Source organism: Parafrankia discariae, assembly GCF_000373365.1.
Classification (GTDB): Bacteria; Actinomycetota; Actinomycetes; order Frankiales; family Frankiaceae; genus Parafrankia; species Parafrankia discariae.
The window spans coordinates 57,474-82,369 of the sequence record NZ_KB891103.1 but is presented as its reverse complement, the minus strand read 5'-3'; the positions used below and the strand labels follow the sequence as shown (position 1 = coordinate 82,369).

General features: G+C 72.2%; 17 protein-coding genes. 8 read left to right on the top strand and 9 right to left on the bottom strand.

Going from position 1 to position 24,896, the window contains the following annotated elements; genetic code table 11:
* Positions 1 to 13 precede the first annotated feature (13 nt).
* From B056_RS0102415 to B056_RS0102395, 5 genes are all read right to left on the bottom strand, one after another.
* The gene (locus tag B056_RS0102415; RefSeq protein WP_026239241.1) at positions 14 to 1,009 is read right to left on the bottom strand and encodes a hypothetical protein; all 996 of its coding nucleotides are present in this window, start codon (positions 1,007 to 1,009) and stop codon (positions 14 to 16) included.
* Positions 1,010 to 1,307: 298 nt separating this feature from the next.
* A complete protein-coding gene (locus tag B056_RS0102410) occupies positions 1,308 to 2,465 on the bottom strand; it encodes a cystathionine gamma-synthase (protein ID WP_018500307.1) in 1,158 nt (385 codons plus the stop codon).
* Positions 2,466 to 2,478: 13 nt separating this feature from the next.
* The gene (locus tag B056_RS0102405) at positions 2,479 to 3,870 is read right to left on the bottom strand and encodes a cystathionine beta-synthase (RefSeq protein ID WP_018500306.1); all 1,392 of its coding nucleotides are present in this window, start codon (positions 3,868 to 3,870) and stop codon (positions 2,479 to 2,481) included.
* A gap of 140 nt (positions 3,871 to 4,010) precedes the next feature.
* Positions 4,011 to 5,324 (bottom strand): substrate-binding domain-containing protein, encoded by a 1,314-nt coding sequence (locus tag B056_RS0102400; RefSeq protein ID WP_026239240.1) that lies wholly within the window; start codon positions 5,322 to 5,324, stop codon positions 4,011 to 4,013.
* Positions 5,325 to 5,401: 77 nt separating this feature from the next.
* Positions 5,402 to 5,812: a YccF domain-containing protein gene (locus B056_RS0102395; RefSeq protein WP_018500305.1), complete on the bottom strand. Its 411-nt coding sequence runs from the start codon at positions 5,810 to 5,812 to the stop codon at positions 5,402 to 5,404.
* Positions 5,813 to 6,424: 612 nt separating this feature from the next.
* Here B056_RS0102395 and B056_RS0102390 point away from each other — a divergent pair.
* The 3 genes from B056_RS0102390 to B056_RS0102380 all read left to right on the top strand — a co-directional run bounded on the left by B056_RS0102390 (position 6,425) and on the right by B056_RS0102380 (position 11,338).
* The gene (locus B056_RS0102390; protein ID WP_230202783.1) at positions 6,425 to 8,731 is read left to right on the top strand and encodes a putative bifunctional diguanylate cyclase/phosphodiesterase; all 2,307 of its coding nucleotides are present in this window, start codon (positions 6,425 to 6,427) and stop codon (positions 8,729 to 8,731) included.
* 244 nt (positions 8,732 to 8,975) lie between these two features.
* Positions 8,976 to 10,730: a DNA-3-methyladenine glycosylase 2 family protein gene (locus tag B056_RS0102385; protein ID WP_018500303.1), complete on the top strand. Its 1,755-nt coding sequence runs from the start codon at positions 8,976 to 8,978 to the stop codon at positions 10,728 to 10,730.
* A complete protein-coding gene (locus tag B056_RS0102380; RefSeq protein WP_018500302.1) occupies positions 10,727 to 11,338 on the top strand; it encodes a methylated-DNA--[protein]-cysteine S-methyltransferase in 612 nt (203 codons plus the stop codon). The genes B056_RS0102385 and B056_RS0102380 overlap by 4 nt, the downstream gene beginning before the upstream one ends.
* A 50-nt stretch (positions 11,339 to 11,388) precedes the next feature.
* On the opposite strand, the gene B056_RS0102375 is transcribed toward B056_RS0102380, so the two are convergent.
* The 3 genes from B056_RS0102375 to B056_RS0102365 all read right to left on the bottom strand — a co-directional run bounded on the left by B056_RS0102375 (position 11,389) and on the right by B056_RS0102365 (position 15,615).
* Positions 11,389 to 12,351, bottom strand: a complete 963-nt coding sequence (locus B056_RS0102375; protein WP_230202782.1) for a hypothetical protein — start codon at positions 12,349 to 12,351, stop codon at positions 11,389 to 11,391.
* 764 nt (positions 12,352 to 13,115) lie between these two features.
* The gene (locus tag B056_RS0102370) at positions 13,116 to 14,318 is read right to left on the bottom strand and encodes a serine hydrolase domain-containing protein (RefSeq protein WP_018500300.1); all 1,203 of its coding nucleotides are present in this window, start codon (positions 14,316 to 14,318) and stop codon (positions 13,116 to 13,118) included.
* 151 nt (positions 14,319 to 14,469) lie between these two features.
* Entirely contained in the window at positions 14,470 to 15,615 is a 1,146-nt protein-coding gene (locus B056_RS0102365; protein WP_018500299.1) for an acyl-CoA dehydrogenase family protein, read from the bottom strand.
* Positions 15,616 to 15,898: 283 nt separating this feature from the next.
* Here B056_RS0102365 and B056_RS0102360 point away from each other — a divergent pair, with 283 nt between their 5' ends.
* The 5 genes from B056_RS0102360 (at position 15,899) to lysS (ending at position 23,447) form a co-directional block, all read left to right on the top strand.
* Positions 15,899 to 16,756 (top strand): SDR family oxidoreductase, encoded by an 858-nt coding sequence (locus B056_RS0102360; RefSeq protein ID WP_018500298.1) that lies wholly within the window; start codon positions 15,899 to 15,901, stop codon positions 16,754 to 16,756.
* 235 nt (positions 16,757 to 16,991) lie between these two features.
* Positions 16,992 to 17,459: a hypothetical protein gene (locus tag B056_RS0102355; RefSeq protein ID WP_018500297.1), complete on the top strand. Its 468-nt coding sequence runs from the start codon at positions 16,992 to 16,994 to the stop codon at positions 17,457 to 17,459.
* 629 nt (positions 17,460 to 18,088) lie between these two features.
* Positions 18,089 to 19,825, top strand: a complete 1,737-nt coding sequence (locus B056_RS0102350; protein WP_018500296.1) for an ABC transporter ATP-binding protein — start codon at positions 18,089 to 18,091, stop codon at positions 19,823 to 19,825.
* A complete protein-coding gene (locus B056_RS0102345; protein ID WP_018500295.1) occupies positions 19,822 to 21,771 on the top strand; it encodes an ABC transporter ATP-binding protein in 1,950 nt (649 codons plus the stop codon). Before B056_RS0102350 ends, B056_RS0102345 begins: the two co-directional genes overlap by 4 nt.
* A gap of 185 nt (positions 21,772 to 21,956) precedes the next feature.
* Positions 21,957 to 23,447, top strand: coding sequence for a lysine--tRNA ligase (gene lysS, locus B056_RS0102340; protein ID WP_018500294.1), 1,491 nt, complete (start codon positions 21,957 to 21,959; stop codon positions 23,445 to 23,447).
* Between the two features lie 1,242 nt (positions 23,448 to 24,689).
* Here the strand turns inward: lysS and B056_RS43915 are convergent.
* On the bottom strand, positions 24,690 to 24,896 hold a 207-nt coding region (locus B056_RS43915; RefSeq protein ID WP_026239238.1), incomplete at its 5' end, for a hypothetical protein.

Below are 24,896 nucleotides of genomic sequence, written 5' to 3'. Positions count from 1 at the left end.
CCCCGCGGTGGTCTCACACCGCGGCCGGTGCCCACTCCCGCGCCTGGGTGACCAGCCCCGTCCAGTCCGCGCCGCGGCGACGCGCCCGGTCGGCGAGCGACATGATCCCGTTCGTCAGCCAGGCCGTGGGACGCACCGCCGAGGTCGCCAACGCCCGGGTGGCCAGGGTCTGCGCCTCGTCCAGCGCGTCGGCGTGCACCGCGGCGGACGCCTGGTAGAGCCGCACCGCGGCGAGTGCTCCGGGGGCACGTGAGCGGTCGAAGAGGGTGGCCGCCGTCGCCAGGCGCTGGCGCCCCTCGTCGAGGGCTCCCGCGCCGATCAGCGCCGCGCCGCCGAACGTCGGCAGGAAGCCCGGGTGCAGGCCGTCGAGGGCGTAGCCCTGGGCCGACGGCGTCAGCTCGCGGGCGAGGTCCTCGGCCTCCCGCAGCACCGCCATCACCCGGTCGGCCGGCTCGCCACGCCCGGCGCGGATGTTGGCCTCGGTGGTCATCGCGAGCACCGCGGTGTGGGAGCTGGGCGCCGTCGCCCGCGCCGCGACCGCCAGCGCGAGACCGTCGTCCACACTGTCGAACGTGTAGGCGGCGAGCTCGGCGAGCACGACGCCCGCGTGGGCCGCGGTCGGCGCGTCACCGACGTGCCGGGCGAGCACGAGCGCGGTGCGGGCCGACACGACCGCGCGCCCGGACATGCCGTTGTCACCCTGGGCCACCGCCGACATCACCAGCACTCTGCTGTGCGTCCGCCGCCAGTCCCGGCGCACCGCGGCCGACTGGCGGCTACCCGCCATCGTCTCGGTGTGCCGGGCGATCAGATCGAGGCGTTCGACCAGCTCGCTGGGAGCCATCGTCTCCCAGCGACGGGCCATGGTCCGCAGGCCCGTCTCGATCCGGTCGAGGGTGTCGCGGCCCCGGTCCTCTGGTGAGATCATGAGACGCGAACCGCCCAACGCGAGTGCGGCTGTGGTCGCACAGGTGGCAACGACCAGCCGCCGGTCCGCCGCTTCGTCCATCCCGCACTCCTGAGCGTCGTTGTCCGGTTACGGCGGTGGAGCCCCGGGTGGTCCGGACGTAATCCCATGATTATTCTCCGGAAAGAGACGATCTAGAAGCTACTCTGACGGTAGCGAGCACACAGCTCTATGTCGCCACCCCGGTCCGATGTCGGGACCTTCGTCATATGGTGGCGCGTTCGTGAGCGCGTGACGGCGCAGTGTGCTTGGCTTCGTCCCACACCGCACAGCCCGGCTCAGCCCGGGCCCCGGCCGCGAGCCCGGCCCAACAGGCCGCCGGCTCGTGGAAGCCCGGATGTCAGGCCGCGTCGAGTGCCTGTTCGAGGTCGGCGGCCAGGTCGTCGGCCGCCTCGATGCCGACGGAGAGCCGCACGAGGTCGTCGGGGACGGCGAGCGGTGAGCCCGCCACCGATGCGTGTGTCATCCGCGCGGGATGCTCGATCAGCGACTCCACCCCGCCCAGCGACTCGGCGAGGGTGAACAGCCGGGTGGCGGCGCACACCGCGAGGGCGGCCTCCGCGCCGGCCCGGACCTGGAACGAGACCATCCCGCCGAAGTCACGCATCTGCTTGGCGGCGACATCGTGGCCGGGGTGGCTCGCCAGCCCCGGGTAGTGGACGGCCGACACGGCGGCGTGGCCGGCGAGCAGCGCGGCGATCTCCCGCGCGTTCGCGCAGTGCCGGTCCATCCGCACCGCGAGGGTCCTGATCCCGCGCAGCACCAGCCAGGCGTCGAACGGCCCCGGCACGGCCCCGGCAGCGTTCTGTACGAACCGCACCCGCTCGGCGAGCTCCGCCGCCGCGGTCACCACCGCCCCGCCCACCACGTCGCTGTGCCCGCCGAGGTACTTCGTCGTCGAGTGGACGACCGCGTCCGCGCCGAGCGTCAGCGGCTGGCACAGGTAGGGCGAGGCGAAGGTGTTGTCGACGACGAGCAGCGCGCCCGCCTGGTGCGCGACGGCGGCGAGCGCGGCGATGTCGGCGATCGCGAGCATCGGATTGGTCGGCGTCTCGCACCACACCAGCGCGGTCGCCCCCGGCCGGATCGCGGCCGCGGCGGCCGCCGGGTCGCTCAGGTCGACCGCCGTGTGCTCGACGCCCCACTCGGCCAGTACCCGCGCGAACAGGCGGTACGTGCCGCCGTAGGCGTCGGCGGGGATCACGACGTGGCTGCCGGGACGGCACACCGCCCGCAGCAGCGCGTCCGAGGCGGCCAGGCCGGAGGCGAACGCGAGCGCCGCGGCCCCGCGCTCGAGCGCGGTCAGGCTGGCCTCCAGCGCGGCGCGGGTCGGATTGCCCGAGCGGGCGTACTCGAAGCCGGCCCGCAGCCCGCCGACGCCGTCCTGCGCGAACGTCGACGCGGGATGGATGGGGACGACGACCGCGCCGGTGGCCGGGTCGGGCTCCTGGCCCGCGTGCACCGTGATGGTCTCGAATCCCGCGTTCCGATCAGCCATGGCGACAACCCTCTCAGCGGACGGCGAGGAACCCCAGCAGGTCGGCCCGGGTGAGGATGCCCGTCGGGTTCCCCTCGTCCAGGACGAGGGCGGCCGGGTTCTCCCCGAGCGCGCTCACCAGCACCGAGACGGGCTCGCCGGCGCCGACCGTCGGCAGCGGCGGTGACATGTGGTCGGCGACGGGCGCGTCCACCGTCCCGCGGTCGGCGAAGACGGCGTCGAGCAGCTCGCGCTCCAGCACGGCGCCCGCCACCTCGGCGGCCCGCACCGGCGGCTCGTGGCGCACCACCGGCATCTGCGAGACCCCGTACTCCCGCAGGTACGAGATGGCCGCCCCGACGGTCTCGTCGGGATGCACGTGGACGAGGTTCGGCGGCCCGGACGTCTGCGCGGCCTTGTGCGCGAGCACCGAGGCGACCGTCGGCTCGTCGGACGGCGGGTCGAGGAAGCCGTTGTCGTACATCCACTCGTCGTTGAAGATCTTCGACAGGTAGCCGCGGCCGGAGTCGGGGAGCAGGACCACGACGCAGGCGTCGGTCGTGCCGGTGGCGTCCAGCTCGCGGGCGACCCGCAGCGCGGCGACGACCGCCAGGCCGCAGGAGCCGCCGACGAGGATCCCGGCCCGGCGGGCCAGCTCGCGGGTCATCAGGAACGAGTCGCGGTCGCTGACGGCCTCCACCCGGTCGACCACGGACTTGTCGTAGGTCGTCGGCCAGATGTCCTCGCCGACCCCCTCGACCAGGTAGGGCCGGCCGCTGCCACCGGAGTAGACCGAGCCCTCGGGGTCGGCGCCGATCACCTGCACGGTGCCGCCGCTGACCGCCTTGAGGTGGCGCCCCGTGCCGCTGATCGTCCCGCCGGTGCCGATGCCGGCGACGAAGTGCGTCACCCGCCCGTCGGTGGCCCGCCAGATCTCCGGGCCGGTGGTGGCCTCGTGCGCGGCCGGGTTGTCCGGGTTCGAGTACTGGTCGGGGCTCCAGGCGCCGGGGGTCTCGCTGACCACCCGGCGGGCCACCGAGTAGTAGGAGCGGGGATCGTCCGGCGCGACGGCCGTCGGGCAGACGATCACCTCGGACCCGTAGGCCCGCAGGACGGCCCGCTTCTCCTCGCTGATCTTGTCCGGCATGGTGAAGACGCAGCGGTAGCCGCGCCGCGCGGCGACCATGGCCAGGCCCACCCCGGTGTTCCCGCTGGTGGGCTCGACGATGGTCCCGCCGGGGGCGAGCCGGCCGCCGCGCTCGGCCGCCGCCACCATCGACAGGGCGATGCGGTCCTTCACCGAGCCGCCCGGGTTGAGGTACTCGAGCTTGCCGAGCACCGGTGTCACCGTGTCGGCGATCGTCGGCGTCAGCCGCACCAGCGGCGTGTCACCGACCAGGTCGGTGACGTGGTCGTACACGTCCATCTGCCCGCCCCTCGCCGGAGACGTCGCCCCGATCGCCGCAAGTAGCCGCTGGCGACGACGTTACCGGCGGTGGGCCGTGTCCGCCCTCCGGACGCGGCACACCGCCGGCACGGATCGAAGGAGCGGGGCCGGAGGAGCGGTTATGTCCGGACAGGTTCCACCCCGGCCGTCATGGCGTGGACGATCGCGGTGTTGTCCCTGATCGTGGCGTCGTCCCGGGCGACGAAATGCGCCCGGGAGGTCACGTCCTTCTGGTGCTCCAGGTAGTAATTCATGAACCCGATCGCGCCGCGGTCGTACTCGACCTCCTCGGGGACCTCGTCCAGCTCGACCTCGCGGTACTTGCGGGTGTTGTCCGAGGCGCCGGTCATGCTGGCCAGGAAGACCTTCGCGTGCACGGTCGAGGGCGCCGGGCCCACCAGCCGCAGCGGCTCGGCCGGGAACGACGGGTCGATCTGGTTCCAGCTCGTGACGGTGGAGTCCCGCTTCCACATCGCGCCGATCTGCGCGGTGGTCAGGCACTTCACCCAGGTGTTGGTCTTCGGCACGACGATCGGGAGCAGGTGGTGCGCGATCTCGAACCCGACCACCTTGTCCTTGCAGGCCGGGTCGGTCAGCGCGAACGACGCGCCGGCGATGTCGGCGTCGCCGGCGCACAGCCGGGCGAACCCGTCGTCGGTGTCGGTCGCGCTGACCTGAACGGTGACCCCCTTCTGCGCCTCGCGGAACATCGCGTACGCGGTGCCGGTGATCGGCGCGACCTCGGCCGACCCGGTCGCGATCACGGTCTCCGGGGCGTCGGGCGCGGCCGTCGCCGGAGCGGCGTCCCCGGCGGTGATGCCGGCGGCCTTCTCGGCGGAGCGCATCATGTCCGCCTGGAACTGGGGGTGCTGGTCGATGGTGGAAGGCGGCAGGGGCCCCGTGTCGGCCGCCGAGTCGCCGTCGCCGTCGTCGGCGAGCACCAGGCCGAGGGTCACGCTGCCCGCGACGAACACGGCCAGGGCAGCCGCGGCGGCGGGTCGCGCGGTGATCGCGACGTCGGCCTCGACCCGGGCCAGCGCCTCGGCCAGCCCCTCCCGCCGCCGGGCCGGCCAGCTGCCGGGAGCGGTCACGACCACCAGCTCCGGCGACTGCGCGCGCAGCCGGGTGACCGAATCCACCAGCCAGGAGAGATAGCGCGCGACCAGCGAGGACGCGCTGTACCCGACGCCGCCGACGAGGATCGGTGCCGGTTCTCCCAACCGTTCGACGAAACGCGCCGTGTGCCGGTCCGGGTCCGTCCGGGCCAGTCGGGCGGCTATCCGGCCGCCGCGGGCCGTACCGTCCGCGGCGAGGTGCAGAATTGTCGGCACGTTCGTCGATCCGCCGATCGGAACGACGGCGGGCCAGCCCGCCTCGACGGCCGCGACGGTTGTTTCGGATACACCCAGATCGATTCCGAGCTGGTACCCCATGATTTCCCCCTATGGCACCTTGCGTCAGCCCGCAGATGGTGCCGAAGGGGAATACGCGGGCGAAGCCGCGCATCGTGTTACCGGTATCCCGCCAGGTAGGGATCGCCGTCGTGGCTGTCGACCGGGACTATGTCCTTCCCGAGGGGCATCAGGGACACCGGGATGAGCTTGAAGTTGGCCAGGCCGAGCGGGATGCCGATGATCGTCAGGCACAGCGCGACGCCTGTCGTCAGATGGCCCAGCGCCAGCCACCACCCGGCCAGCACGATCCACAGAACGTTGCCGACCAGTGACGCCGTTCCCGCCGTCGGCTTGTCGACCACGCGGCGACCGAACGGCCACAGCGCGTAGTTCGCCATGCGCAGCGACGCGACGCCGAACGGAATCGTGACGATGAGAAGGAAACAGATGAGGGCGGCGAGGGCGTAACCGATCGCCAGCCACACTCCGCACAGCACCAGCCAGATCACGTTGAGTACGATGCGCATCCGCGCGGTCGCCTCCCTGCGTCGCCCGCTCCGGGGATCCCGACGGCTCCGGCCGGACCCCTGCGTCTCCTGTGTTACCTGTGTTGCCTGCTCCGGGACTTCCGGCACCAACCACCCGGGGACCGGCCCGGATATGCAGCCCCGGACGGACCTCCCCGGACGGGTCGGCCGGCGTCCGTGGCGCATTACCACGGGCCCGCGCGGCACCTGCCCGCTCACTCCGGCCCGGATGGCCGCTCCGCCGGCGCCCCTCGACCGGGCTTTCGCGTCTCCTTCTCGTTCTTTCCCTGGAGCGCACCGCGATCTCGGGCCACCGGTGGGGTGGCCCTCCTCACAGGAGGCCGATGCGGCATCCGGCCTCATGGTGCTTTCCCGCGTGGTGGCGGTGGGTGCATGCCCGGTTCTCGAGTGGTCAAACGGTGGCGGGACGGCAATCGTGCCCATGGCGCGCTCGGGCTGGCGCCCGCCGTGGCGGTGCAGACTGGAGTACGGTTTGCGGCGGTTGGGGAATTTCAGCCGTTTTGTCCGAATGATAACTCGAGGTAAGCGAGCAGTTCCGGTGAATGACCGGCAATGCGGAAGCGGTACTCCACGGCGGGACTGAGGTATCCGGTGACGATCGAGACCGAGACGGCGGACCTGGTGGACCGGTGGTTCGCCGAGATCACTGCGGTCGATCTCCTTCCACTCGCCGCCGCGGACACCCGCGCCTGGCTGGCACCCCTGGCGGCGGCGCTGGTCCGAGCGGTGAGCGCCGAGCCGTTCCGGCCCGAGATCGGCTATGACGTCGGCGCGCGGCTGGTCCACGGCCACGTGACGTCCGGCGAGGCCCTCGGGCGGACCGTCCGGCTGTTCGGCCGGCACCTGGCCCAGCACACCGGCGGCCGGCCGCGCCCGGCCGGCGCCCCGACAGTCGCCACCGCCACGGCCACGATGGGGCTCGCCGGGAGGGCACCAACGGGTACGGCGACCGCCGCGATGGAGAACACCGGCCCGGCCACTCCCGGAACCGCTCCCGGAACCTCGCCCTCGGGCGAGGGCGCCCTGCTGCGCCGGGCGACGCGGGCCGACGCCCTGGCGGGCCGGGTGCCCGCGGCGTCGACGGAGCGGATCGCGGACCTGCTGGGCGAGCTCGTCCGCGGCCACACCGAGACCCTCCGGGAGCGCACGCGGGACGGCCAGGCCGCCGCCCGCCGCGTCGACCTCGGGGCCCGGGCCCGCGCCGAGCGCGAGTGGCGGATCTCCCAGACCAGGCTGCACGCCGTGCTCAGCGGCACCGCCCTCGGCATGCTCGTCGCCGACCGGACGGGGCGCATCGTGGAGGCCAGCGACGCCGCGCTGGAGATCCTCGGTCTCACCGGGCACGCCGCCCCGCTGGCCTGGCCGCTGCCCGAGATCGTCCATCCGGCCGACCGGGAGGTCGTGCGCTGGCTGTGGCGTGAGGCGCGGCGTGGCCGGTCCGGCCGGTCCCGCGGGGAGTGCCGCATCCTGCGGCCCGACGGGACGCCGACCTGGGTGGCGCTGACGCTCTCGACCACCCGGCCCGCGGCGGCCGGTGACTGGTTCGGTGTCGCGATGCTGGAGGACATCACCGAACGCCGCCGCCTGCAGGAGGAGCTCCGCTTCCACGCCCAGCACGACCCGCTGACCGGGCTCGCGAACCGGGCCGAGTTCCTCGACCGGCTGCGGGCGGTGTTCCGGGACGCGCCGCCGTCCGCGCGGGTCGGTCTGTGCTACCTCGACCTCGACCGGTTCAAAATGATCAATGAGGGTTTCGGCTACGAGGTGGGCGACCAGCTCCTCGCCGAGGTCGCCCGCCGGTTGGGCGCGATCGCCGTGGCGGAGCGCACCGTGGCCCGGATGGGCGGTGACGAGTTCATGATCCTCGTCCCGGACTGCGGTGGCCTCGACGAGATGACCGGCATCGCCCGGCGGGTCCTGGACACCCTGCGCGAGCCCGTCCGGGTCGACGGTCGCGACCTGCCCGCGACGTGCAGCATCGGTGTGGTCGAGATGGCGGTCGCCGACACCAGCCCGTCCGAGCTCGTCGCGGCGGCCGACGCCTCGCTGACCTGGGCGAAGAACGGCGGCAAGAACCGGTGGACGGCCTTCGACCCGGACCGGGGCACCAGGGAGGCCGCGCGCGGCCTGATGTCCCGCTCGATGGGCCCGGGCCTGGACCGGGGCGAGTTCTCGCTGGCCTACCAGCCGATCATCGACCTCCGGCACGGCACGGTCGCCGGGGCCGAGGCGTTGCTCCGCTGGGATCACCCCCGCCTCGGGCCGACCCGCCCGGGTGAGTTCATCGCCCTGGCGGAGGACTCCGGCTTCATCGTCCAGCTCGGGCTGTGGGTGCTCGAACGGGCCTGCGAGACCGCCCGGGACTGGCCGGCGCACATGTTCATCAGCGTGAACCTCTCCGCCCGCCAGCTCCGCGAGCCCGGCCTGGTCGGCGCGGTCGAGAAGGTCCTGGACCGGACGGGCCTGCCACCGCGCCGCCTCCAGCTCGAGCTGACCGAGACGGTGCTCATGGACTCCGGCGGCGACCAGGTCACCGCGCTGCACGCGCTCAACGACCTGGGTGTCCGCATCGTCATCGACGACTTCGGCACCGGGTGGTCGAACTTCGCCTATCTGTCGACCATGCCGGTGCGCGGGCTCAAGCTCGCCGGCCTCTTCGTCGAGAAGCTCGGCCGGGGCACCGAGCCGGGCCGGGACGACCACCTCGTGGAGGCGATCGTGGAGTTCGCCCGCCGGCTGCGGCTGTCGGTCACCGCCGAGGGGGTCGAGGAGCCGGAGCAGGCGGCGGCGCTGCGCTCGTTCGGCGCGGACCTGGGCCAGGGCCACCTGTTCGGCGAGCCGGTCCCCGCCGACGAGTTCGCCGCGACAATCCTCCGCCGCGCCTTCGCCGCCAGCTGACCCGCCGGCCCGCCGGCCCGCCCTCCCACCGCCCCGGCCCGCCCCGGCCGGCCCGGGCGCGGGGCGCTTTTTGGCTCAAGCGAGTTGTCCCAGCACGTCCAGGCGCTGGTGAGACACCACGCTTGTCGCGCTGGGTGGTTCCGCGGCGGGACGTGTGGTTGATGGTGGTCTCTGGGGCCGGCCGTGGGCCGTGATGTCGGATTCTCGCTGGACCTGGCGGTTCCCGCGCGCGAATGCTGGACGGGTGCCCACCGCCGCGCCCGCCAGCCCGCATCTCGACGCCGAGCTGTGCGCGCGGGCGGTGCGGTCCCGGGACGCCCGGTTCGACGGGTGGTTCTTCGTCGCGGTGACCTCCACCGGCATCTACTGCCGGCCGAGCTGCCCGGCCCGGCCACCCAGAGCCGAGAACATGCGATTCCACCCGACGGCCGCGTCCGCGCAGCGTGCCGGGTTCCGGGCCTGCAAGCGCTGCCGCCCGGACGCGAGCCCCGGTTCACCGGAGTGGAACCACCGCGCCGACGTCGTGGCGCGCGCGATGCGGCTCATCGTGGACGGCGTCGTCGACCGCGAGGGTGTCCCCGGGCTCGCCGGCCAGCTCGGCTACAGCGCGCGCCAGGTGGAGCGGCACCTGTCCGCCGAGCTCGGCGCCGGGCCGCTCGCGCTGGCCCGCGCCCAGCGGGCCCAGACCGCCCGGCTCCTGCTCGAGACCACGGACCTGAGCATGGGCGACGTCGCGACCGCCGCCGGCTTCAACAGCATCCGCGCCTTCAACGACACGCTGCGCGAGGTCTTCGCGGCCGCGCCGACAGATCTGCGACGCCGTCGCAATCCGGCGGTGACGGCGTCGTCCGTCGTGCCGGAACCGGTGCCGGTGCCGGTGCCGAGGGCGGTGCCGGTGTTGAGAGAGGCTGGGGTGGTGCCGGGTCCGGCCGGGGCTGCCCGCGCCGTGACGTTGAACGTCCGGCTGCCGTTCCGGGCCCCGCTGTGTCCCGACAACCTGTTCGGTCACCTCGCCGCGACGGCCGTCCCCGGCATCGAGGAGTGGCGGGACGGCGCCTACCGGCGCACGATGCGCACGCCGCACGGGCACGCGATCGTCGCCCTGCGACCGCTGCCCGACCACATCGGCTGCCGGCTGGCCCTCACCGACGTGCGCGACCTCGCGCCGGTCATCGGCCGCTGCCGCCGGCTGCTCGACCTCGACGCGGACCCGGTCGCCGTCGACGGGCAGCTCGCCGCCGACCCGGCGCTGGCGCCGCTGGTAGCGCGGGCACCTGGCCGGCGGGTCCCGCGCACCGTCGACCCGGTCGAGCTCGCGGTGCGCGCCGTCCTCGGGCAGCAGATCTCCGTCGCGGCGGCGCGGACCCACGCCGCCCGGCTCGTCACGGCCGTCGGCACGCCGATCCAGGACCCGGAAGGCGGCCTGACCCACCTCTGGCCACGGATCACCGACCTCGCCGAACACCTCGAGCACGCCGAAGACCTCGACCTCGCCGAACACGTCGAGCGCGCGGACGCCGACCCGTCCGGCCACCGGGCGGGCGGGGCGCCGCGTGGGCTCGCCCTGCCGGCGGCCCGGCGGCGGACCGTCGCCGCGCTGGTCACCGGGCTGGCGTCCGGCACGATCGAGCTGGGCGCGGGCGGCGACCGGGAACGCGGCCGCGCCGCGCTGGCGGCCCTGCCCGGCATCGGCCCGTGGACCCTGGAGACCATCGCGATGCGGGCCCTCGGTGACCCGGACGCCTTCCTGCCCGGTGATCTCGGTGTCCGCCGGGGGGCCGAACGGCTCGGTCTGCCGGCCACCCCCGCCGCGCTGTCCCGGCGGGCCGCCGGGTGGCGTCCCTGGCGGGCCTACGCCGTCCAGCACCTGTGGGCGGTGCTCGACCATCCGGTCAACCGGATGCCCGCGCCGGACCCACCGACCACCCACCCTGACCCGAGCCACCCTGACCCGGACCATCCCGGCCCGGACGCCGCCCGTCGAGAGGAACGCCCGTGACCCGCAGCCGACCCGGCCCGCCGGACGCCGCCGAGCGCGCGCACGTCGTCGTGGAGAGCCCGGTCGGGCCGCTGACACTGGTGGCGAGCGGCGACGTGCTCGTCGGCTGCTACCTGGACGCCCAGCGCCACCTGCCGGAGGCGGCCTGGTTCGGCGAACCGACCCCGACCCCGGGCCCGACCACTCCCGGGACCGTCGTCCCCGGCACCGCGGTCTCCGGGACCGCCGCCGGATCAGCCGTCCCCGGCGGCGCCGTTCTCCAGGACGCCGCCGACCAGCTCGCCGAGTACTTCGCGGGCCGCCGGACGTCCTTCGACCTGCCGCTGAACCCGACCGGCACCGACTTCCAACGCAAGGTGTGGAAGGCCCTGTGCGACATCCCGTACGCGGAGACGATCTCGTACGGCGAGCTGGCGCACCGCCTCGGCCAGCCGGGCGCGTCGCGCGCGGTGGGACTGGCCAACGGCCGTAACCCGATCAGCATCATCGTCCCGTGCCACCGGGTGATCGGCGCGAACGGCAGCCTCACCGGCTACGGCGGCGGCCTGGAGCGCAAGCGCCATCTGCTCGCCTTCGAGCAGCAGGCCGCCGGCCTGTCACTGCTGTGACGCCGTTCCGCGCCTCGATCTCTCCGGTGACCTCAGCCCCTCCTGCGGCCTCAGCGTGATCTTCCGCGGCGGCGCTTCTCCCGTCCCACGAGGATGTCGAGCCCGAGGTCGTCGGAGGCCTGCTCGGGCGTCGGGAGGCGGTACAGCGCCGCCGTGACCGACCGGCTGCGGGCGAGGGCCGTCAGCGTCGACGGCGGGGCCTGCGCCGCCCCGGAGAGGTACACCGGTGTCTTGCCGCCGGGCACGGTCGTGTCTCCCGCGCCGGCCGGTGCGCCCGGCCGGCGGCGCTGCCCGGCCCGATGGCCCTGCCGGCGCACGATGGGAGCGGTGGCCGGGTCGATGAGCGGGTGCGGTCCGCCGCCGTCCGGGCCGGGCCGGGCCCGCCGGGTGAACCGGTCGCCCGCGCCGGCTCCGCCGCCGGGCGCGCCCGTGCCACCGGCCGTGGAGCGGCTCGCGCTGCCGTTCGGATGGCCGGCCGCGCCGCCGGCCGCGCCGCCGGCCGCGGCACCGTCGTCGCCGGGGGTGGCCGCCGCCGGGCCGAACCAGTCGAAGGACGCGCCCCGCCCGCGCAGCGCGGTGTTCTCCGCCTGGACGATCACGAGCAGCGCGGTCGCGAACGCGGCGCGGGTGCGGGACTCCTCGAGCTGACGCCTGAGGTCGGCGACGTAGGCCGGGTCGATGGCCGGCGGCTCGGGCTCGGGGGTGGGCTGGCCGTCGGGGTCGACGGTCGCGCCGAACGCCTGCACGTGCAGCTGGCGCAGGTTCTCCAGGTGTGTGCCGCGCGCCGGGTCGGTGCTGGTGAACAGCAGGTTGACGTAGACCTCGACGACCCGCCATTCGATGGCCTTCTCGCCGCGGAACTGGCGGCTCAGGTCACGTGTTCGCGAGCGCTGGATCTTCGTGGGGCCCGGGTCGGGCCACAGTGCCCGCGCCACCATCTCATAGCTGACGCGATATGGGTTGTTAAGTTCATTTAAAAGAGTGAGGAGGATTCGCTGCGGCCCGTCCTTCAAGTCGGCTCGCGGTCCTTTGGGGCGCGCTCCCGCGAGGCTCACCCACACACCATCCGGACTTGCACTGGCAGGCTGGCCGAAGGACGAGTTCGCGGCACTGCGCAGATCCTCTCTCCGGTCCGCTCGTCGGCGCGACCTCGGCGCGCCGGACGGGGGGACGGTGGCACCGGCGGGTTCCCCGACACCCCGCTCCGGTCGCTGCGCATGATACGACCCGTGTGCCCGTGATGCGTGGATGCTTGCCGTCTGGCCGGCGTTTTCGTCCTGTCCGGAATGATCGCCCGTCACGAACCGAGCGTCTTCCCGAACCGGTCCGTCCGGACGCCCGACGTTGAGCCGATCCCGTTCGCGTGCCGGTGAGCGCCGCTCGCGGGCACGCCACCCGCTATGTGTTCCCACACCTGTTTCCCCTTTTACCGGATCAACATCTTTTAATTCCGCGAAACGTTGCATCCTCAGGAAACCGGGCACCTGGATGCGCGGCAAGGCCGCACAACCCGTCGATCGGGACGCCGTCGCGTCAGGCCATGACCAGCCGGAACGGGGCTTGTGTCGCAACGTTCCGTCGCAACCCGGCGGCCGTCCGACCAATGCCGGGATAATCGACCCGACTCGGCCAAACGAGCCGACGACCAACGGTGATCGCGACGGATCGGGAACATCGAAGTCGAATGGCGACGGATAGCCGCCGACGATCCGTCGGTGATCCGGTGGAGATCCTCCGGCCTAATCGGATCGTTGCGTCCTGTTCCCGCGGGTGGGGTTCAGTTGGCGACGAGGGCCTCGGTGACGACCCGGCTGGCGTCCGCGACGCCGAACGTCGGCGGCCGCGGCCGCGCCTCCCCGCTGCCCAGCCGGACGACGACCGTGCCGGACCCGGGGTCGATCTGCAGGATCTGGTTGCCGAGCCCGATCGCCCAGTACATGTCCACCGGCGCCGTCGGTACCAGCTGGCCGTGGTGGGTGGTCGGGTCGCCGGCCGCCGAGATGTCCGAAGCGGCCAGCGGCTGGGCCAGGACGCCCTCGCGGTTGAGCCACCACAGATACCCGTAGGCGGCGTTCAGCTCCGTGGACGACCGCCCGGTGGCCTCGGTGACCCAGTCGCCGGACACGACCCGCTGACCGTTCCACTCCCCGCGCGCGAGCATCAGGTAGCCGAGCCGGGCGGCGTCCCGGCAGGTCGTCTGCAGGCCTATGAACGTCAGGGTGTTGCCGGCGCGGTCGGTCGTCATCCGGCTGTCCTTCATGCCGAGCGGTTCGAAGACCCGCTCCCGGGCGAAGTCGCCGACCTCCTGCCCGGTGGCGCCGCTCAGTACCTGTTCCAGCGTCTGGATGGCCGAGTTGTTGTAGGCCCAGACCTCGCCGGGCGGCCGGTCCTGGGGCAGCGCGACCGCGAACGCGGTCTTGTCCGGCGCCGCGAGCAGGTCGTGGTAGTCCATCGTGGTGCTCCACTGCCGCCCGGAGTCGTTGCTGACCAGGTCGCGCACGGTCACGGCCTGCGCCGGCGTGTCCTTCCACTGCGGCACCCAGGTGGCGGCGGAATCGTCCAGCCGCAGGTCACCGTCGTCCTGCGCGATGCCGACAAGCGTGGACGTCAGCGACTTCGTCATGGAGAAGACCGGCTGCGGCGTGGTCGGGGTGGAACCCTTGAAGTACCACTCGCCCGCGATCCTGCCGTCGCGCGCGACCAGCAGGCAGTTGGACTTGCCCTGCTGGGCGGCGTGCGCGATCTCCTCGAGCTTCGCCGGGTCCAGACCGACCGCGCTCGGGTCCACCGTCTCCCAGGTGTCACCCGGCACCCGGACGGCCGCCGGCCCGGACGGCGTGGCACCCGGTCCGGGTGAGCCGGGCCGCGCGGTGGCGGCTGGTCCTCCCGGGACGCCGCCGCCTCCCGCGCAGCCGGCGACGAGGGCCGCCGCGAACGGCACGGCGGCGAGGAGCGGGACGAGACGGTGCGGACGGCGCATCAGGGACCTCGATCAGCCGTGAGTTCCGGATCCGGGGCGAGGACGGCACCGTACGGACCTCAGATGTGAGGTCCGTGTGACCTCTCCGCCCCGGATCGCCTCCGGTCTGTGACGCGCGCCCGCGCCCGGCTGGTCAACCGCTGCCGGCTGGTCAGCCGCGGGCGAGGTGGCGGCTGATGACGAGACGCTGGATCTGGTTGGTCCCCTCGAAGATCTGCATCACCTTGGCCTCGCGCATGTACCGCTCCACCGGGAAGTCCTTGGTGTAGCCGGCGCCACCGAGGACCTGCACGGCGTCCTCGGTCACCTTCATGGCGGCGTCCGTTGCGACGAGCTTTGCGACGGACGCGGCCCGCCCGTACTGCAGGCCGGCGTCCCGGCGTCGGGCGGCGGTCAGGGTGGTGGCCCGCGCGGACTCGACGGCGGCCGCCATGTCGGCCAGCAGGAAGCCGAGCCCCTGGTGGTCGATGATCGCCTTCCCGAACGCCTCCCGCTCCCTGGCGTAGGCGACGGCGTCGTCCAGCGCGCGCTGCCCGAGCCCGACGGCGGTGGCGGCGATCCCCAGCCGGCCCGAGTCGAGTGCCGACAGCGCGATCGACAGGCCCTGCCCCACCTTGCCGATCAGCCGCGACGCCGGGACGGCGACGTCGTCGAAACTGATCTGCGTCGTCGGCGACGCGGTCAGCCCCATCTTCTTCTCGGGCGGGTGGAACCTGATGTCGGGCGTGTCCGCGTCCACCAGGAAGCAGGAGATCCCGCCACGGGTGTCGGGCGACGTCCGCGCGAAGACCGTGTAGAAGTCGGCGGCGCCACCGTGGGTCACCCACGCCTTGGTGCCGTTGAGCAGGAAGCCGTCGTCGGTGGCGGTGGCCGTCACGCGCATCGCCGCCGGGTCCGAGCCCGCGTGCGCCTCGGACAGGCAGTAGGCGCCCAGCAGGTCACCGGACAGCAGCCGGGGGAGATGCTCCTCCTGCTGCTCCGGGGTGCCGAAGGTCGCCAGCGGGTAGCAGGACAGCGCGTGCACGCTCACCCCGACCGCCACGGCCGCCCAGCGGTAGGAGATCTCCTCCAGTACCTGCAGGTACACCTCGTAGGGCTGCTCGCCACCGCCGAAGCGCTCCGGGTACGGCAGGCTCAGCAGTCCGGCCTTGCCGAGCACCGCGAACTCCTCGCGCGGGAAGCGGCTGGCGGCCTCGTACTCCGTGACTCGTGGAGCCAGCTCACGTTCGCACATGGTGGCGGTGAGCTCGATCAGCTCCCGCGCTTCCGATGAGGGGAGCTGCCGTTCGGCGGGCATGGGTGTCCTCCCGTGCGTCGTCGGTCATCGCCCTCGCGCCGGGTGGAGCCGAGCCCCCCGCGCGCGATCGTCTCCGCCGGATCCGTCGGGTGCAGGGTCCGGCCGTCCCGGAACGTGCGACGCAAGAGTTGTACCGCGGGTTGTGGTTGGGACGACGGACTTGCCGCATTTCCGGAATCTAACCGTATCCGATCGACTTCTTTCCATCATTTTGGCGAAGCGACAGTTGTCGATATTGGACGTGCAGCGCGCGATCAGCGACCGAAGGTGACACTCTCGAACGGTGACCGAGTACGAGACCGAGCCCCGCCCGGAGCCGCCGCAGTCGCCCGCCGACGCCGACGCCGACGCCGACGCCGACGCCGCGCGGCACGTCGCCATGTTCGGCCTGCCGGGCATGCCCGCCACGGGACGGATCGCCGTCGTCACCGGTGCCACGAGCGGCATCGGCGCCGCCACCGCCCGGCGCCTGGCCGCCGACGGCGCCCTGGTCGCCGCGGTCGGCCGCCGGGAGGAACGCCTGCGGTCGCTGGCCGAGGAGAACGAGCGGATCCTGCCCGTCGCCGGCGACGTGACCGACCCGGACGGGATGCGTCACATCGCCGACCAGGTCCACGAGCACCTCGGCCATGCCGACCTGGTCGTCGCCAACGCCGGGACGATGCTCGCCGCACCATGGGCCGCGGCGGACGTCGACGAGTGGCGCCGCATGATCGACACGAATCTGGTCGGCCTGCTGTGGACGGGCCGGGTCTTCATCGACGACCTGCTGGCCGCCGCCGCGGAGGGCCGGCGCGCGGACCTCGTCCACATCGGCTCGGTCGGCGGCCACCAGGTCTTCCCGAACTTCGCGGTCTACGACGCGACGAAGGCCGCCATCGAGCACCTGACCCGGCACCTGCGCGTCGAACTGGGTCCGCGCGGGGTGCGGGTGCGCACGATCGAGCCCGGCCTGGTGCAGACCGAGCTGGGCGACGACATGGTCTTCCCCGGCTCCCGCGAGGCGCTCGCCGAGTTGCGCGAGTCGGTCGCGAACCCCCTGAGCGACGTGGACGTCGCCGAGGTGATCGCCTGGTCGGCCTCCGCCCCGCCACACGTGAACGTCGCGGAACTCGTCGTGGTCCCGGTGACGCAGGGCTGACCCGCGCCTCAGGCGGAACATGCCAGACGGCCTGTATCGGGCAAGACGGGGCAATAAGTCCACTCGTTCGCGGGTTCCTCCGAAAGTGACGGAACGCGCGCGTCAGCGCGCCGTCCTACAGGACGATTGGGTGGACGCGTCCCCGCGGTCGAGGGCGAACGGTCCGCGCCGCCTGGTGGACGCGGCCGGTCCCGGCGGGACAGGACGGACAGGGGCCGTCGAGGGGAGGAACACGATGGTCAACATGAACCCGGGCGAGGGTGGCCGGCGGGGCGAGCGGTTCGCGCAGGCGCGCCGGTTCGCCGGGCAGGCCCGACAGGACCGCACGACCGGGTGGTACATCCCGTTGGCGATCACGGTGATCGGGGCGGGAGCCTCGTTCGACGCGTTCGGGCGGGGGGTCGGGTTCCTCTACGGGTGGGGCCTGGCCATAGCGTTCGTCGCGCTCACCTGGTCGACGATCCGGGTGATGCCGTCGATGGTCGACGAGCTCAACATCCAGCGGGAGAGCGGGCCGCGCAAGCTCGCCGCGCTGTTCAACGCCCCGGTGCGCAGCAGGGGGCTCTTCCTGCTCGCCGCCGCGCTACCGATCTTCATCGCACTGGTGAAGACGGTGGGCTTCTACATCATCGCCGGTCTGCTGATCGTTGGTGTGGTACTCGCCGTGGCCTTCGCGGCGTCCTGGGTGCTCGAACGCCGCTGAGCGGACACGCGGTCCAGGCGGCTGCCGAGCACCTGCGCGTTGCCGAGCCGCTGGGCGCCGCTGAGTTGCTGAGCGCACGCGCTCTCGGCCGTCAGGCCCGAGCGTGATCCACCCGGCCCCGGGCCCCGACCGTCGTCGGAGCCCGGGGCCGGTACGCGTACAGCCGCCATCGCGAGTCGTCATCCAGTAGCTGAGCCGGGCCTTCGGCCAGCTCCCGAAGCCGGCCCCGGACCGTGGCGCGCGGGCGGGGTCGTGACCGAGGCACCAGTCCGGTGCGGGAGGACCGGGCGGATCAGGATGATCCGGGAGTCGTGAGGCGTCCGCCGGGAACGGTCGGTGCGCCCCGGTACGCTGTATCGCCAGCTTCCCGACGCATCGGTCGACCGCCAACGGACGACCCCCGCCACAACCATCGGATCACCCGCGGCGCCGGAACACACCAGGACCGGACCGCCCTCGGCACCTGACACGCCAAGCACCTGACACGCCAAGTGCCGGACACGCCGCACACCGGACATCCCAAGAACCGAATCGCACCCAGCGCCCGGATCAATGGAGGGCCCGAGCCGCCCAGCACCCCGGATCGGCCGAGCCGCGGGCGGGCCGGGTCATCCGCCGACGGAGATCACATGCTGACCAGGCTGTTGCGGAACCATCTACCCCCCTACTCGCGACCGATCGCGCTGCTCGTCGTGCTGCAGCTGACCGCGACCCTGGCCATGCTCTATCTGCCGACCCTGAACGCCGACATCATCGACAACGGTGTGGTTCCAGGCGATACGGGCTACATCGTCCGGCTCGGCGGGATCATGCTCGGGGTGACCCTCCTGCAGGCCGTCTGCTCCGCCGGAGCGGTGTTCTTCGGCGCGCGCACCGCGATGGGGGTCGGCCGGGACATCCGGGCCGCGGTGTTCGACCAGGTCCAGTCGTTCTCGGCCCGTGAGGTGGGCCGTTTCGGGGCGCCGTCCCTGATCACCCGGGCGACGAACGACGTCCAGCAGATCCAGATGCTGGTGCTGATGGCGTTCACGATGATGATCTCCGCGCCGATCATGTGTCTGGGCGGGATCGCGCTGGCGGTGCACCAGGACGCCGGCCTCTCGCTGCTGCTCGTCGCGATCGTGCCGATCCTCGCGGCGATGATCACCCTGCTGGTCCGGCGGATGCAGCCGCTGGGCCGGAGGATGCAGGAGCGCCTCGACGAGGTCAACCGGATCCTGCGTGAGCAGATCACCGGCCTGCGGGTGATCCGTGCCTTCGTCCGCGACGACCACGAGCGGCGTCGCTTCGGCACCGCCAACGCCGACCTCACGGACGTCTCCCTGCGCTTCGGGCGGATCATGGCGTTGCTGTTTCCGCTGGTCATGGCGGCGGTGAACGTCTCGAGCATCGCTGTCATCTGGTTCGGCGCGCACCGCATCGACGACGGCGCGATGGAGATCGGGGCGCTGACCGCCTTTCTCAGCTACCTGATGCAGATCCTGATGTCGGTCATGCTCGCCACCTTCATGTTCTCGATGATCCCGCGGGCCGAGGTGTGCGCGGAGCGCATCCAGGAGGTGCTGGGGACGGAGTCGACGCTGCGCCCGTCCGCCGACCCGGTGCTGACGCTGCCCCGCCGCGGCGAGCTGGAGCTGCGCGACGTCGTGTTCAGCTACCCGGGTGCCGAGGCGGCCGTGCTGCGCGGGGTCAGCGTGCGGGCCCGCCCCGGCCGGACCACCGCGATCATCGGCAGTACCGGCAGTGGCAAGTCCACGCTGCTCGGCCTGGTCCCGAGGCTGTCCGACGTCTCCGAGGGCGCCGTCCTGATCGACGGGGTGGACGTCCGCGACATCGACCCGAAGCTGATGGCCGAGACCGTCGCCCTCGTCCCGCAGAAGCCGTACCTGTTCACCGGGACGATCGCGTCCAACCTGCGCTACGGGGATCCGGAGGCCACGGACACCGAGCTGTGGCAAGCCCTCGACATCGCCCAGGCCAGGGATTTCGTCGAGGCGATGCCCGACGGGTTGGACACCCCGATCGCCCAGGGCGGGACGAACGTCTCCGGCGGGCAGCGCCAGCGGCTCGCGATCGCCCGGGCGCTGGTCCGGCGTCCGGCCATCTACCTGTTCGACGACTCGTTCTCCGCGCTCGACTACGCGACCGACGCCGCCCTGCGCGCGGCGCTCGCGCGCGAGACGAGCGGCGCCACGATGGTGATCGTCGCCCAGCGGGTGGCGACCATCCGCGACGCCGACCAGATCATCGTGCTGGACGACGGCCAGGTCGTGGGCACGGGGACCCATCACGAGCTGCTGGCGGGCAACGACACCTACCGGGAGATCGTCTTCTCGCAGCTCACCGAGGCGGAGGCAGCGGCATGACCCGCCCACCCGCGGGCGCGGCGCGCCCCATGCCCGGCCCCGGTCGGTTCTTCGCCGCCGGGGGCGAGAAGCCCGACGATTTCGCGGCCTCGACCCGGCGGGTGCTGCGCCTGCTGGGCCGGCAGCGCGCGCTGCTGATCCCCGCGGTCGGGCTGGCCGTGATCGGCATCGGTCTCACCGTCACCGGACCGAGGCTGCTCGGGCACGCCACCGACCTGGTGTTCGCCGGCCTGCTCAGCTCCCGGCTGCCCGCCGGGACGACGAAGGCCGAGGCCGTCGCCCGGCTGCGCGCCGAGGGCCACGGCACGCAGGCCGATCTGCTGTCCTCCGTCGACGTCACCCCCGGCGCGGGGATGGACTTCGGCGCCATCGGCCGGGTGCTGCTGGTGGTGCTGATCGTCTACCTCGTCGCCGGCCTCTGCACGGTGCTGCAGGCCCGGCTGGCCAACCGGGCCCTGCAACGGATGCTGAGCGACCTGCGCGGGGAGGTGCAGGAGAAGATCACCCGGCTGCCGCTGCGGTACTTCGACCGCCGCCAGCGCGGCGAGGTGCTCAGCCGGGTCACCAACGACATCGACAACCTCGGGCAGAACCTGCAGCAGAGCCTGTCCCAGATGATCGCCTCGGTGCTGACCATCATCGGCGTGCTGGCCATGATGATCTGGATCTCCTGGATCCTCGCGCTGATCGCCGTCGTCACGGTGCCGGTGTCGATCCTGATCACCACCAGGATCGGCAGGCTCGCCCAGCCCCAGTTCGTCAGCCAGTGGAAGACGACCGGCCGGCTCAACGGCCACATCGAGGAGATGTACACCGGGCACGCCCTGGTGCGCGCGTTCGGCCGGCAGGAGGAGTCCGCCGAGATCTTCCGCGAGCACAACGAGCGCCTCTACGAGGCGAGCTGGCGGGCCCAGTCGATCTCCGGCCTCATGCAGCCGGCGATGATGTTCATCGGCAACCTGAACTACGCGCTGGTGGCCGTGGTCGGTGGCCTGCGGGTGGCCTCCGGCGCGCTGTCGATCGGCGACGTCCAGGCGTTCATCCAGTACTCGCGCCAGTTCAGCCAGCCGCTGACGCAGCTCGCCAGCATGGGGAACATGGTGCAGTCCGGGATAGCGTCGGCGGAGCGGGTGTTCGACCTGCTGGACGCGCCCGAGCAGGAGCCCGACCCGCTGGCGCCGGCCCGCCCGGAGGAGAGCCACGGCCGGGTCGCCTTCGAGCACGTCGCGTTCCGCTACGAGCCGGACAAGCCCCTCATCGACGACCTGTCACTGGTCGCCGAGCCGGGGCACACCGTGGCGATCGTCGGGCCCACCGGCGCCGGAAAGACCACACTCATCAACCTGCTGATGCGCTTCTACGAGGTCACCGAGGGCCGGATCACCCTGGACGGCGTCGACATCGCCAAGATGTCGCGGGCGGACCTGCGGGACTCCATCGGGATGGTGCTGCAGGACACCTGGCTGTTCGGCGGCACCATCGCGGAGAACATCGCCTACGGCGCCGAGGGCGCCACCCGCGACCAGGTCGTCGAGGCGGCCCGTGCCGCGCACGTCGACCGGTTCGTGCGCACCCTGCCCGACGGCTACGACACCGTGCTCGACGACGAGGGCGTCGGGGTCAGTGGCGGCGAGAAACAGCTGATCACCATCGCGCGCGCGTTCCTCGCCGAGCCGCTGATCCTCGTCCTGGACGAGGCGACGAGCTCGGTGGACACCCGCACCGAGGTGCTGATCCAGCGGGCGATGTCCCAGCTGCGCGCCGGCCGCACGGCGTTCGTGATCGCCCACCGGCTCTCCACCATCCGGGACGCCGACACGATCCTGGTCATGGAGGACGGCGCGATCGTCGAGCAGGGCGACCACGACGCCCTGCTGGCGGCGGACGGCGCGTACGCCCGGCTGTACAAGGCCCAGTTCGCCCAGGCCGTCGTCGAGGCCGGCTGACCGCACCCGAGTGGCCGGGGGCCGGGGGCCGGGCGTGCGTGCGCTCGCCCGGGCCTCGCGGGCGCGGGGGCGGCGGGGGCGGCCAGTAGGCTTGACCATGCGGGCCGCGGGAACTGCGACGTGCGCGGCGCCGTCCAGACGCCTGGGGTTCTCGGGCGGAAGCCTCTCGCAAAAGGGTGTTGTGCATGGCGACGGACGAGTCCACGGCGGGTCCCCGCTCCGGGTATCTCACCGACTCGGTGACCTCCGCCGCGGCGGCCGCCGCGGACGGAACGGCCGTCCGCCTCGCCGGCCGGGTGGTCCTCTGGCGACGCATGGGCGGGCTGGTCTTCGGCCACATCCAGGACCGCGCCGGGCGGGTCCAGGTGTCGCTGTCCCGGGACGAGCTCGGGGTCGAGACCTTCCAGGAGTGGGCCCGCGCCGTCAAGATCGGCGATTTCGTCGGCGTCACCGGAACCCTCTACACCACCCGCCGCGGCGAGAAGACGGTCGGGGCGTCCGAGCTCGTCGTCCTGAACCGCACGGTGCGTGCCCTGCCGGACAAGTGGCAGGGCCTGTCGAAGGTCGAGGCCCGGCTGCGCCGGCGCTACCTCGACCTGCTGGTGAACAACGACTCCCGGGAGCGGTTCCGCACCCGGGCCCGGACGATCTCCCGCATCCGCCGCTTCCTCGACGACAACGACTTCCTCGAGGTCGAGACGCCGATGCTGCAGGAAGCGGCGTCGGGCGCGGCCGCCCGCCCCTTCATCACCCACCACAACGCCCTCGGTGAGGACTTCTACCTGCGCATCTCGCCGGAGACGTTCCTCAAGCGGGTCGTCGTCGGCTCCCTGGACCGCGTCTACGAGCTCGGCCGTAACTTCCGCAACGAGGGCATGGACCCCTCGCACCTGCAGGAGTTCACGATGCTCGAGTGGTACGCGGCCTACTGGGACTACCGCGACAACATGCGCTTCGTCCGCGAGATGATCCTGGCCGTCCTCGACGACGTCTTCGGCAGCCGGACGGTGACCTACGACGGCGTGAAGCTCGACTTCGGCGCAGACTGGCCCGAACTGGACTACCGGGCCGAGGTCGCCCGGCGGACGGGCATCGACCTCACGGTCGTCCGTGATCTGCCGACCCTGCGGGCCCGCATCAACGAGCTCGGGCTCGAGGTCGACGACGCGGCCTCCTACGCGGCGCTCGTCGACCTGCTCTACAAGAAGGCCGTCCGCCCGCACCTGATTCAGCCGTGTTTCCTGGTGCACCATCCGGCGGAGCTCGTCCCGCTGGCCCGGCGCAGCGACGAGGACCCGTCCCGGCTCGACATGTTCCAGGTCGTCGTGAACGGCTGGGAGCTGGTGAAGGCCTACTCCGAGCTCGTCGACCCGGTCGAGCAGCGCCGTCGGCTCGAGGAGCAGGCCGAGCTGCGGGCCGCCGGCGACGACGAGACCATGATGCTGGAAGAGGACTTCATCGAGGCGATGGAGTACGGGATGCCGCCGATGTCCGGGCTCGGCATCGGCATCGACCGCCTCATCGCCCTGCTCACCGATGCCCCGACGCTGCGGGAAGTAGTCCTGTTCCCGCTGATGCGAGACTCCCGCCGCGGCCAGACCGACCCGGCCGCCGGTGACGACGCGAACGCCGCCGACACATCTGACACGACTGTCGCGGACCCGAGCGCCGGCTGACACCGGGGCACGTTGACCCGGCCGTCGGCCGACCCGGGCTGTGTTGACCCGAGTTGACACGTGGGTTTGAAGCGTGTCCATGCGGAGGTCTCCTCCAGCCCGTGAACGCGGCGGCGAGGGCGAGGAGCCGTCCGTGTCGCCGGTGTCATAGGCGACAGTCTCCGAGCCGTGGATTCGTCGGTAGGCAGAACGGGCTGACCCCTGGTCGGGGAGCGGAATCCATCAGGTCGCCGTCCGACGAGATTCCCGGAGCGCTGTTCCGGCTGCCGCCCCGTTGGGGCCACCGCCGCTCTGTCGCTGGCAGCCTGGGTGACCGAGCACATGTGGAACGTGCCCGGTGGCAGGGGCGGATGGTGCGTGCGGGAAAAATCTGATGACTTCACCTTCGTCTTCTGGTGTGGGCGGCGCCGGCTGTGGGAATCCCGCATCCGCGGCAGTCACGGAATGCCGCCCGCGAAGTAAAGGAACCGTGCCCACTACGGCGTTTCCCTGCCTGTCGACGACCAAACACTCAACATTAAATCTCTCGGCTGGTACAGTTGGCACGAAAATTCATATCTTCGGACATAGCGGACCGTAGTTTTCGCCAGATGACTGGGAATTCCCGGACGAGGTCGACGTGATGGTGCTCGCGGACCAGGCCGAGAAATTCCGGGGATTACCCGGAGGGAGTGCTATGAAACTCAAGCGGAAGTCCTGGTTTCTGACTCCGGTGATGGCAGTTCCGACAGCGGTCGCGCTCCTCGGCGCGCCAACGTCCGCGGCAGCGCCTCCGGCGACGCCCTCAGGAGTGACCGTCGCCAGCGCGGGCAGTGGAGCCGCGAGGATCTCCTGGGCGGACAACTCGGCCGACGAGACCGGCTTCGACGTCACCAACGGCTCGGAGGTACGCCGCGCCGGCGCGAATGCCACCAGCTTCAACTGGACCGGGCTCGGCACAGGTCCGGCCTGCTTCCAGGTCCGCTCTGCCAGTGCGAACGGACCCTCCGCCTGGGCGCCGACCGGCAAGACCTGTCTGACCGGCGGTGGCACCACCACCGCTGGCGGGAGGGCTGCCGGGGGCGCCGTCGTCGGCGGGAGCGCCGTCGGCGGAACCACCGCTGGCGGGAGAGCTGGCACCACTGTCGGCGGGAGCACTGTCGGCGGAACCACCGTCGGTGGAACCGGGAACACCGTCAACACTCGAATTAACCAGACCACGAATATTACTACTGTCAACAACAATATTCAGCAGATCAACACTCAGATAAACAACACGTCCGACCCGGCGCTCAGGGCTGAACTCGAAAGGCAGAGGGCGGAGCTCCAAAAGCTGAAGGAACAGAAGGAAAATAACCCTGGCGGTACGGCGCCGAGCACGTCGAGTACCCCGAGCACGTCGAGTGCGCCGAGTACCCCGAGTGCGCCGAGCACGCCGAGTACCCCGAGTGCGCCGAGCACGCCGAGTAC

Coding starts and splice junctions, on each gene's coding strand:
- B056_RS0102415 (WP_026239241.1), bottom strand. CDS start 1,009: ATGGACGAAGCGGCGGACCGGCGGCTGGTCGTTGCCACCTGTGCGACC.
- B056_RS0102410 (WP_018500307.1), bottom strand. CDS start 2,465: ATGGCTGATCGGAACGCGGGATTCGAGACCATCACGGTGCACGCGGGC.
- B056_RS0102400 (WP_026239240.1), bottom strand. CDS start 5,324: ATGGGGTACCAGCTCGGAATCGATCTGGGTGTATCCGAAACAACCGTC.
- B056_RS0102345 (WP_018500295.1), top strand. CDS start 19,822: ATGACCCGCCCACCCGCGGGCGCGGCGCGCCCCATGCCCGGCCCCGGT.
- B056_RS0102365 (WP_018500299.1), bottom strand. CDS start 15,615: ATGCCCGCCGAACGGCAGCTCCCCTCATCGGAAGCGCGGGAGCTGATC.
- B056_RS0102350 (WP_018500296.1), top strand. CDS start 18,089: ATGCTGACCAGGCTGTTGCGGAACCATCTACCCCCCTACTCGCGACCG.
- B056_RS0102355 (WP_018500297.1), top strand. CDS start 16,992: ATGGTCAACATGAACCCGGGCGAGGGTGGCCGGCGGGGCGAGCGGTTC.
- B056_RS0102395 (WP_018500305.1), bottom strand. CDS start 5,812: ATGCGCATCGTACTCAACGTGATCTGGCTGGTGCTGTGCGGAGTGTGG.
- B056_RS0102370 (WP_018500300.1), bottom strand. CDS start 14,318: ATGCGCCGTCCGCACCGTCTCGTCCCGCTCCTCGCCGCCGTGCCGTTC.
- lysS (WP_018500294.1), top strand. CDS start 21,957: ATGGCGACGGACGAGTCCACGGCGGGTCCCCGCTCCGGGTATCTCACC.
- B056_RS0102405 (WP_018500306.1), bottom strand. CDS start 3,870: ATGGACGTGTACGACCACGTCACCGACCTGGTCGGTGACACGCCGCTG.